Here is an 11,102-nt window from a genome sequence, read left to right as displayed (position 1 = left end):
CTGGGAGAAAACAATCGCCAGCGCAGAAGCTTGGATCCTAATCGCCCACATTCGACGCGTCACACGACATCTCGCAAGAACATGAAATCAAACGAATATTGTTAAATCAGACTCTTAGCCAGAACTTGAATTTTTACCGCGCTGGGTCGCACGCGAACAAACAAAACGCCACGAGATCGGTCCTTCGGTTCGCGCGACGGCCGGCAAGGGGTTCGTGGGATGGCTGTTGCGACGCTCATCACCGTGGGATTTGCTCAGCCGTCATTGACGAAAATCAATCCTGCGTAGGTTCGGTCGGGCTAGAATTCAAAGAGCTCTGAAAAAAATGCAGCTATTGGGACGTTTCCCTTTCCATCGGCGAAACGCTCAGTTTGGAATAACAAAGAAACGAGATGATGATAGCCTCACCCTCAAACAATCACTCACCGTCTGATGGCGAAAGCGTAGATCGAATGGATAAGACGCCGGTTGCCTCGGATGTCGTGGTTTGCGTCGATGAGCCAGAATCTGCGGCAGGATTGCTTCCACATGCCCAAATCCTCGCTAAAGCGCTCGGAGGGATAGTTTCGCTTCTTCATGTAATGGAGGCGCGCGGTAAGGATGCTGCACCGATAGATCCGATCGATTGGGGCATTCAAAAGCGTGCCGTGAGAAATCGCCTTCTGGCTATTGCAAAGCAGTTCAACACTCCAGATCAGAGTATCGACATTCACGTGCTTGAGGGCAGCTGCATCGAGCAGGTCAGGAGTTTTTGGGTCGATCGGCCCAACGATGCTGCTGTCGTGTTGGGAGAAACGCAATCCCTGCCTGGGCATACTGGCGGCTTCATCGATGTGGTTCTGGCGTCAAGCGAGGTGTCGATCTTGTTGGTGCCAACCGACGCGCCATTAATGAAGACTCGGCGATATACAAAAATCCTCGTTCCAATCGACGGCTCCGGAAGATCCGCGAGCGCCTTGCCAACGGCGCTGCGTCTGGCAAAGGCGACACAGGCGACATTGGTCCTATGCCACGTGACGCCGCCACCCGGGCTGACGAAAATTGGTGCCGTCGATAGCGAAGCGATCGAACTGGGCGACCGTGTCACGGCACGAAACAAGCGGGTCGGACAGGCCTTTCTGAAACGCCTCATGGAAAGTGTATCGAATTGCGGCGTGCCGATCTCGACACGCATCGTTGTCGGGGGCGATGTCCGGAGAGCTTTGATCAAAATGATGCACGATGAGGGGGCAGACTTCCTCGTCATGGCATCCCATGGGCAAAGTGGACACGCTGACGTGCCCTTGGGCAATGTCGCCAACCACATTCTGACGCAGTCCAAGATCCCGGTCTTGATGGTGCGACAAAGGCTGAAATCCGCCGAGAATCATGCCTTTAGTGGCACAACATCCGAAGGTATCAGGCAGCCCTCCGATCTTAGGAAATGACAAGCCTTGTGGAGACGGCAGGGCGCCCAGTGGACGAAGATGCCGCCGGACGGCTTGCGGAGCTGCATCAAGTCGGCGAGGGCGAGCCTTGCGAACTGGTGTGCTATCGGTCCTTGTCCGCGTTTCCTGATTGGCTGAACTGCCTACGTGCCTATTGCCAGAAGCCGCCACCAGATCAACTCAGGGCGGCAGATTGGCTTCTGGACAATGATTATCAGGTCGCGCGTGCAATCCGCCTCGTCCAAAAAGACCTCCCGGCAGATTTCTATCGAAAACTTCCCGGCTTGACCGCGCCGAAGGGTGAAAACATCCCACGGATCTTTGCGTTGGCAAAGGCACTGATCCCTGCATTTCGACCTCAGATCTCGCTGAACGATCTGATCGAATTCGTCACGGCCTATCAATCCTCCGCGCCACTTACGAATGCCGAATTGTGGGCGCTGCCGTCCATGCTTCGACTGGCCAGCCTAGAAGACCTTGTCAGTGCATTCCATCAGTTGAGCGCAGATCTCTCGCCACCTTTCGAACCGCTCGAAGCAGCTGGCGATGATACGGTGGCCGAAGCCACCGATCGTATTGAGCTGGCAATATCGAACCTCATTGCGGCGCAGTCGATCAAATGGGCGGATTTCGTTGACCAGGTCAGCCCGATCGAGGCGATCCTTTCCGATGACCCGGCGGCTGCATATGCTGGGATGACCTTCGAGACGCGCAACCGGTATCGAAGGACGGTCGAACGGATGGCGCTTCGGTCGCGCATGTCAGAAGTCGAAATCGCACGAAACGTGGTCGAGCTTTCGAGCAAACAGGATGCCAATCCAGTCGAGGCGCATGTGGGCTACTGGCTGATTGCTGGAGGGCTTCGGAAACTGGAGGCCGTGACAGGCTACCGTCACACGCCGGCGGAGTTGATTCAACGCCCCTTTATCGGGCGAACAGGAGCCTTTTATGCCACAGGCCTGATCTTGTGCTTTCTCGCCGCGCTTGTGCTGCCCCTTGCTTATTTAGGGAAGCATGATCCTGGATTTTGGCAGTGGGTGGCCGGTGTATCGATGACCGCACTACCGGCGTCCATTATCAGTGTTGCAGTTGTTCACTGGTGCATCACAAAGTTGGCGACGCCGATCTCTTTGCCTGAGTTGGACTATAGTGACGGGATCCCAACCCATTGTGCAACTGCCGTAGCGGTCCCCGTGATCGTAAAGGAAGCTGAAGAGGTTTCCAGAGTACTCGAAAAACTAGAAATCCGCTGGTTCGCGAACCCCGACCCAAGCCTGCACTACGTGATACTCTCTGATTTCGCAGATGCCGATCAGGAAGTTCTGCCCGGTGACGCACCTATTGAGGCGGCTTTACATGCAGGGGTTGACCGGCTGAACCGGCGGCATGGCGTGATGGCCAAAGGTCCGTTCTTCCTTCTCCATCGGCCGCGCCGGTTCAATCCCAGTGAAGGCTGTTGGATGGGTTGGGAGCGCAAGCGCGGTAAGCTTGAGGAATTCAACAGCTTTATTGTGGATGGGATCTCTGACGGATTTTCTGTCACTGTCGGGGATGTCCAGCGCCTTGTTGGCCTGCGATATGCAATTGTTCTGGATGCGGATACCGAGCTGCCTCCCACTGCTGCAGAGCGTCTGGTCGGACTCATAGCCCACCCCCTGAACCGCGCGAGATTCGACGAGAACACGGGGCGCGTCGTGGCTGGGTACACGATCCTCCAGCCAAGGATTGAAATCTTGCCACAACTGGGTGGCGGGACTCATTTTTCCTATCTCTATGGCGGCGATACGGCGATCGATATCTACTCGCGGGCAGTTTCGGACGTCTATCAAGATCTCTTTGAAACCGGCATCTTTGTGGGAAAGGGCATTTATGATGTAGCCGCCATGCAGCGGGTGATGCAGGGTCGGGTTCCCGCAAACAGCATCCTCAGTCATGATCTCTTTGAGGGACTTCACGGGCGCGCAGGTTTGGCAAGCAATGTCGTGATCTACGAGGATGTCCCTACCAGCTATCCGGAGCATGCGATGCGCATACATCGCTGGATGCGCGGTGACTGGCAGCTTGTGCAGTGGCTTGGCCGACGCGTCCCATCGGGGGACGGAACCCGCGTTCCAAATCCGCTCGGTCTGCTTGATCGCTGGAAGATCGCTGACAACCTAAGGCGAAGCCTGCTCCCCCCTGCGCTGCTGGCATTCCTAATCGGCGGATGGGCGATCTTGCCCGGCAGCGCACTTGTGTGGACGCTTTTGGCGCTGGCAGCGCCCGGCGCGTACCTGATCGGAGAGGTCATAGGCGTTGCGAGTGGTGGGGTACATCGCGGCTTCATTAGAAAGACTGGGCATCGGTTTCGCGCGCAGGGAGGAAGATGGTTTCTATCGCTTGCTTTTGTCATTAGCGATACCTTGGTCGCCATCGACGCAATTGCATCGACGCTTTATCGTCTATTTTTCAGCAAACGCCACCTTCTGGAATGGACTTCTGCCGCCCATGCAGTGGCCTCACTTTCCCACAGAAACATCCGGTGGACGACATGGCATCGAATGTGGCCATCCACGGCGCTTGCTGTCGTCATCGCGGGCGACTTGGCCCTATATGACTTTGCCTCGCTATTGCCTGCGACGCCCATCCTGGCGCTTTGGCTGATCGCGCCGGAGATTGCGATCTGGACAGCAAAGCCGCGCAGGTTTCGGGGAGAAACGCCCTCTGAAGCCGACCGTCGTTATCTGGCTCAACTTGCACGTCGAACCTGGCATTTCTTCGAGACATTCGTTGGTCCTGAAGACAACTGGCTGCCACCGGACAACTACCAGGAAGTGCCCGAGCGCAAGGTCGCGCACCGGACCTCGCCCACGAATATCGGTCTCTTATTGGTCTCTACCCTTTCGGCACGCGAACTCGGATTTATCGCAACAAGCGAACTCGTTATGCGCGCGCAGAATACCCTGGAGACACTCGACAGGCTAAAATCCCATCGCGGCCATATACTGAATTGGTACGATACGCGAAGCTTGATGCCTCTCAATCCGCAATATGTCTCAACCGTTGACAGCGGCAATCTGGCGATGTCGCTGATCGCGCTCAAACAAGGGTGTCTTGAACTCGCTGACCTCCCTGCATTCGATAGTCGCAACTTTGACGGTTTGATAATATCGTTGGAGCTATTAGATCAGGCCGTTCGACACCTGCCAAACCATGATACCCAAGCCTTTGCAGACGCAAAGGCCGCGTTTTTACGACAGGTCGAGACATCGCGGACAAATCCGTCTGACTGGCCCGTCCTGATCAGCGGACTGACATCAACGCATTGGCAGCTGTTGGAAGAGATCATTCAGGACTCGATCAAGATATCCGTCGATGTTCTTCCTAAAAGCCTGCACGATGTGAACGTCTGGATGGAGCGGGTCCGCCATCATCTTCACACTCTTGAGCGGGACCTGGCGTACCACCTGCCCTGGCTCGGCCCGCTCAACGCAGCGGCGGCAAACGATGCTGCTTTCGCCGAGCAGGTTGGGCGCATCCTGTCGCCTCTCGCAACTTCTGATGGGCGGCAAACGAACGGGACTGAGCTCTTGGCGGAGATCGACAACAGATTGGCCCAGGGCGGATCATCTGCCGCATGGCTTGCCGATCTTCGCGATGCCATCGAGCGTGGAGAGGCTGCCCATGCGCAATTGCGAACCGATCTGAAAAGCGTGGCCGATCACGCGGACAGGCTCGCCTATGGGATGGACTTCAGCTTTCTCTATAATCCCAAGGTTAGGCTCTTCCAGATTGGCTACAATCTAAGCGCCGGACAGATGGACACTAGCCACTACGACCTTCTGGCGACCGAGGCCCGCCTGGCCAGCCTGTTTGCCATCGCCAAGGGTGACGCGCCGATGGAGCATTGGTTTTCGTTCAGCCGCCCGATCACGCAATTCAGCGGAAAGCCGTCGATCCTGTCCTGGAACGGGTCGATGTTCGAGTACCTCATGCCACCCCTTTTTCTGCCCAGCCATCGCGACACACTGCTTGGAGAAAGCGAGCTGACTGCCGTCGAGGTCCAGCGCACCTATGCGGCCGAGCGTGGTATCCCGTGGGGTATTTCGGAATCGGCTTTCGGAGTCACCGATGGTGCGGACAATTATCAATATCGCGCCTTTGGCGTGCCGGGGCTCGGGATCCGTCGCGGTTTGACAGAAGATTTGGTGGTGGCGCCCTATGCGACGGCACTGGCGCTTTGCTCCTGGCCCGGCTCCGCCACTCAAAACTTGCGGGAACTCGAAAGCCTGGGTGCGCTGACCTGCTATGGTTTTATCGAAGCGCTCGATTTTACGCCCAGTCGTGTGTCCGAGACCCGGCCTTTCGTGGCCGTCAGGGCTTTCATGGCGCATCATCAGGGCATGACGATGGCGGCGATCACCAATGTGCTGAGCGACGATTGCCTGGTGCGTTGGACGTTGCGCGAGAAACCGATCTCTGCAGTCGATCTCTTGCTGCAGGAACGCGTGCCGTGGGACGCGCCGCTCGAAGCGGGCCGTGCCGACGAGACATGGGAGACAGAACCGGCGGCGTCTGGTCCGCCTGCGTTGGCACCTTGGATTCCGTCGCCGGAAGCAGCCGTGCCGCAGATGCATTTTCTGGGGAACGGTCAGATGTCTGTCGGGATATCCAGCGCAGGTTGTGGTGGGCTGAGTTGGCGTAAGATCGCGCTGACCCGTTGGCGGCCCGACCCCACAAGCGACAGCTATGGGACATGGCTCTATGCGCAAGATTTCGAAAGCAAAAGGCTTTGGTCGGTTGGCCGTTTGCCTGCGGGGGCACGCTGTCACGAGACGAAAACGGTCTTCCACCAGCACATGGTCGAGATGCTGCAGCGGTACGAGGACATTGCGATCCGCATGGAAGTCGTGATCGCCCCGTTCGACGACGTGGAGATCCGCCGCGTAACGGTCATTAACGAAAGCAATACCGAACGGACAGTTGATCTGACAAGCTATGCAGAGATCGTGCTTGCCCCCCCTCAGGAAGACGAACGGCATCCGGCCTTCAGCAAGCTCTTCGTCGGTAGCGATTACGTTGTCGGAGAGGACGCGTTGATATTCGAGCGCCGGCCGCGTCGACCGGAAACCGTCCCGCCCGTTCTTTTGCACAAATTGGTTGCCGACGATCCGGACATCTCTGTGGTCGGTCACGAGACGGACCGCGCGCGGTTCATCGGCACGACCGGCAGCTTGGCATCGCCGATGGGCCTGCGAGAAGAGCTGAGCGGGACGATCGGGTGGACGCTGGATCCGATCATGGCGCTGCAAGCGCGGGTTAGCCTTGCGCCGATGGAAACCAAGCAATTCGCCTTTCTGACAATAACCGGCACCTCTCGGGGGCAGGTGCTGGCCACCGCCCGGCGATTCCCGCAGTCGTCTCTCGATCGGGCCTTTCGGGATGCAATGCTAGAAGTGAGACGCACCGTTCACCGTCTAAAGATCGAACCGCCTCATCTTCCCGAGCTTCAAGTTCTGTCGTCATTTCTTGCTCAGCCCGGCCACACGCTTCGCTCAGTCGTTCGCCAGACCGGCGAAGGCTGGCAGGGACAGGCAGGCCTTTGGCGGTTTGGCATTTCCGGAGATCTGCCGATCCTGCTTGTGAAGCTCGATAGTGCGGACGAACCTGACCTGCTGGACATTCTCATTCGCGCCCAACGGCTTTGGCACAGTGTCGGATTGGAGACTGACCTCGTGGTCCTGCGAAGCGCTGTATCGAGCTATGAAGAGCCTTTGCGAGAGTATGTGCTGTCGGTGCTTCGAGACAGCCACTCCGAGGGGTTTCTGGGTCGACGCGGCGGCATTCATCTGCTGGCCTCGGACCAGATCGACATTGCCACCCAAAGAGGTCTTGAGGCCGCGGCGCATATCGTCCTGACGGGGGATCATGAGAGTCTGGCCGATATCGTCGATGGCGCGCTCGACGCGCGCGCGCCGCTCCCGCGGTTCGAACCTTCGGCGCATGCGGCCTTTACCAGTGCGCCTCAGGCGGCCCGGCCAGAGGGCCTGCTTTTCGACAATGGTCTTGGCGGTTTCAACGAGGTGACCCGCGAATACGTGATGCATCTCGCCCCCGGCCAGCACACGCCTTCTCCTTGGTGTAATGTGCTTGCCAATGATCACTTCGGCACAATTGTCAGCGAAGCAGGCCTTGGATTCACCTGGGCCCTGAACAGCGGTGAGCATCGCCTGACGCCCTGGTCCAATGATCCGGTCCTCAACGAACCTGGAGAAGTTCTTTACTTGCGGGACGAAGCGCTGGCGGAGGTCTGGACGACGACGCCCGCACCGATGGGCCAAGACGCCGAGTGTCAGGTCAGTCACGGGATGGGCTATTCGCGGTTTCACCAGACCAGCAGAGACTTGGAGCAGGAGATGCTGGTCTTCGTGCCGGTGGACGCACCGGTCAAGCTGGTCCGCTTGAGGCTCACGAACCTCTCCCCGACTGCGCGGCGCCTGACAGCGACATACTATGCCGAATGGCTGATCGGCGCGACTGCAAGCGTGGCCAAGCCCCACGTCACCAGTCTCTACGACCCGAGACAGAAAGCGATACTTGCGCAAAACCACTGGAACCCTGAGTTCGGGCGCCGCGTGGCGTTCCTCTCCGCCTCGGCAGAACCGCACAGCGTAAGCGGAGACCGGCGCGACTTTCTGGGACAGGACGGAGATGTCTCGTCACCCGATGCGCTGCATCGATGGGATTTGGGTGACCGCTTCACACCGGGTGGCGATGCCTGTGGCGCCTATCAGGTACACCTTGTGTTGGAACCAGGGGCTAGTGAGGACGTAGTGTTCATCTTGGGAGAGGGTGGCGATCAGGCCGAGGCGGAGAGCCTGATCGCGCGTTGGCGCAACCCGTCTGAGATTACCGGAGCACTCCGGGATCTGCGTGCATTCTGGGATACAAAGCTTGGCGCACTTCAGGTCAAGACACCGGATCTTGCCCTGAACCTGATGGTCAATCAGTGGCTGCCCTATCAGAACCTTTCCAGCCGGATGATGGCGCGTGCCGGGTTCTACCAGGCCGGCGGAGCGTTCGGTTTTCGCGATCAGTTACAAGATATGCTTGGTGTCCTTCATAGTGACCCAAAACGAGTGCGCTCACACATATTGCGTGCTGCCCGGCACCAGTTCGAAGAGGGTGACGTGCTGCACTGGTGGCACCCACCGGGCGGCCAGGGTGTTAGAACCCGCTGTTCGGACGACTACCTATGGCTACCCTATGTCGTCGCGCGGTATGTTGAGGCGACGGATGGTGCCAATATCCTGTCGGAAGATGTTCCATTTCTTGCCGCGCCCGAGCTGCGACCGGACGAAGGCGACCGATATGAGCGGTTCGACTTGGGCGAGACCGCATCCCTTCTGGAGCACTGCGCCCGCGCAATTGATCGGGGCCTGCGAACGGGCGCTCATGGTCTACCGCTGATCGGCAGCGGCGACTGGAACGACGGCATGGATCGCATTGGCGCAGGTGGAAAGGGAGAAAGCGTGTGGCTTGCCTGGTTTCAGATTGCCACGATCCGTGCCTTTGCGCCGCTGGCCGAGGCTGCAGGCGAGACAGATCGAGTTGAACGCTGGAAAGGCCACATTCAGAAACTTCGAACGGCCCTCGACGAACATGCTTGGGATGGCGCGTGGTATATAAGGGCTTTAGACGACGACGGCGTCTCCTGGGGGTCTCACACGAATGACGAGTGCCAAATTGACCTCATCGCACAGTGCTGGAGCGTTCTTTGCGGCGACCCACCCGACGAAAGGTCACGGCAGGCATTGAAATCAGCTTGCGAACGGCTGCTGGACAGCGACCAAAGATTGATACGGCTGCTGACACCCCCTTTCCAGAACAGCAATCGGGACCCTGGGTATATCCAGGCCTATCCGGCCGGTATCCGCGAGAATGGCGGGCAATATACCCATGCGGCTGCGTGGCTCGGGGTCGCGATGGCTGAAATCGGGGACGGCGACCGCGCTTGGCAAGTCTTTGATATCATCAACCCGATCCGCCGGAGCGAAACCCAAGAGGCGGCCGAACACTATCGACGAGAACCATATGTTCTCACAGGTGATGTTTCAGGCAAGGATGAATGGACAGGGGTTGGCGGATGGTCATGGTATACCGGTGCTGCCGGCTGGACATGGCAGTTGGCCACGCGCGGCATTCTGGGCGTTCGCCTGAAGACAAAAGGCGTACATCTGGACCCCAGTCTGCCGAAAAAATGGGGCGGTGCCGAAGTTGCCTTGGATGGTGACCGGGGCCGCATGACCATCACCATCGAAGACCCAGAACACGTTGGTACCGGCGTTGTTGCAGTAACGGTGGATGGCGCTCCTTTCGGGTCGCAGCTTGTCCCATTCCCAGATGCCGGACAGAGCCGGCACGTTGTGGTTCTGCTGGGAACGGCCGGAACCGCCGACGCCGAAGCATCCGGTAGCCAAGGTTAGGCGCGCGCGCTCAGTTCCCCTCCAGGACCCTTTACGGTGCTGCGCAGTATCTCCTCAACACCTCGGCGCATATCGGATTTTGGTTCGCAACAAAGAGCGTCGCCTCAAACATTCCAACCTTGGATCCGCAATCGAACCTGTGACCTGAAATACTGAAACCGGCAAGTCCAAGGCGGTCTATCCCACGGGCGATGCCATCCGTAAGTTGGATCTCTCCGCCTGCTCCAGGCGCCTGCGCCTCAAGGTCCGAAAATATCGAAGGATCAAGGATGTATCGCCCAATCACAGCCAAGCATGACCGCGCCTTGGCTGGTACCGGTTTTTCGACCACGCCATCGGCATGGAAAAACTGGCCTTCCTGCGATGTCACGGACAGAATACCGTAGCGCTCGGTCAACTCCCTCGGGACCTCCATGGCCGCGACGAGATGCTTGGCTGAACAGGTCGCGTAGGCCTCGATCATCTCGCTCAGGCAGCCTGGCTCGCCCAGAATTAGGTCATCTGGCAAGACGACGGCAACCGGACCTGGAAGAACTTGGGTCTTGGCACAGAGAACCGCATGGCCCAAGCCAAGCGGCTCATTCTGCATGACGAAAATTACTTCAGTAGAGGATTCGTTGAGAGCGGATTCTTCCAACTCGTGCGCAAGCCGCGCCTTTCCGCGTGCCTTTAGCGCCTCCCGCAGTTCTGCGTCGTCCCTCACATAATGTTCAATGGCGGACTTTGTGGGATGGGTCACAAAAACCATCCTTTCAACACCCGCGGCGCGGGCTTCATCGATTGCAAACTGGATCAGCGGTTTATCAATAACCGGAAGCAACTCCTTCGGCGTGCCCTTGGTGGCTGGGAGGAATCTGGTGCCAAGACCAGCAACCGGAAATATTGCCGTGCGAACCATTTTGGTTTTCATTCACTATCCTTACTTCCTATTGCCAAGCCTCAGGTCGTTGCATGCTCCGGATGGTGACGTCGCGCGCTGGCTCAGGAGTGCTGTCAGACCAATGCAAACTCAATGTCCCGGTTGCCCACCTAGGTATTGACGCCTATTTTCAAAGCCTCGTGGTTCACAAGTTGGCCCATGGCCGCGCAGTCGAACGCCTGTGCGTCCGTCAATCGTTTGGATCACATCTAGCATTGGGAAATCACCGTCGTTTCGGGCTGCCAATAGCGATAGGTCAGGCACCTTGACGGACATGAACTCGACCATCGG

The 11,102-nt window shown here is 58.1% G+C and carries 3 protein-coding genes and 1 pseudogene; 2 read left to right on the top strand and 2 right to left on the bottom strand.

Annotated elements, in window-relative coordinates:
* The first annotated feature begins 452 nt into the window (after positions 1-452).
* The gene (locus AC221Y_RS13900) at positions 453-1,427 is read left to right on the top strand and encodes a universal stress protein (RefSeq protein ID WP_299753838.1); all 975 of its coding nucleotides are present in this window, start codon (positions 453-455) and stop codon (positions 1,425-1,427) included.
* A gap of 29 nt (positions 1,428-1,456) precedes the next feature.
* The gene (locus AC221Y_RS13895) at positions 1,457-9,892 is read left to right on the top strand and encodes a glycoside hydrolase family 94 protein (protein WP_486707551.1); all 8,436 of its coding nucleotides are present in this window, start codon (positions 1,457-1,459) and stop codon (positions 9,890-9,892) included.
* 31 nt (positions 9,893-9,923) lie between these two features.
* Here the strand turns inward: AC221Y_RS13895 and AC221Y_RS13890 are convergent, their stop codons facing one another.
* Complete coding sequence (locus AC221Y_RS13890; protein WP_299753840.1) at positions 9,924-10,802, bottom strand: UTP--glucose-1-phosphate uridylyltransferase; 879 nt, start codon at positions 10,800-10,802, stop codon at positions 9,924-9,926.
* A 99-nt stretch (positions 10,803-10,901) separates the two neighbouring features.
* Positions 10,902-11,102 (bottom strand): annotated as a pseudogene (locus tag AC221Y_RS13885) (hypothetical protein); the annotation flags it as partial.

It is taken from the genome of Boseongicola sp. (genome assembly GCF_057460485.1).
Note: the sequence above shows the minus strand (reverse complement) of the source record. Positions and strands in the feature narration are given on the sequence as shown.

Excerpts from the sequence above, each read along its gene's own strand:
- AC221Y_RS13900 (WP_299753838.1), top strand. The coding sequence starts at position 453 with ATGGATAAGACGCCGGTTGCCTCGGATGTCGTGGTTTGCGTCGATGAG.
- AC221Y_RS13890 (WP_299753840.1), bottom strand. The coding sequence starts at position 10,802 with ATGAAAACCAAAATGGTTCGCACGGCAATATTTCCGGTTGCTGGTCTT.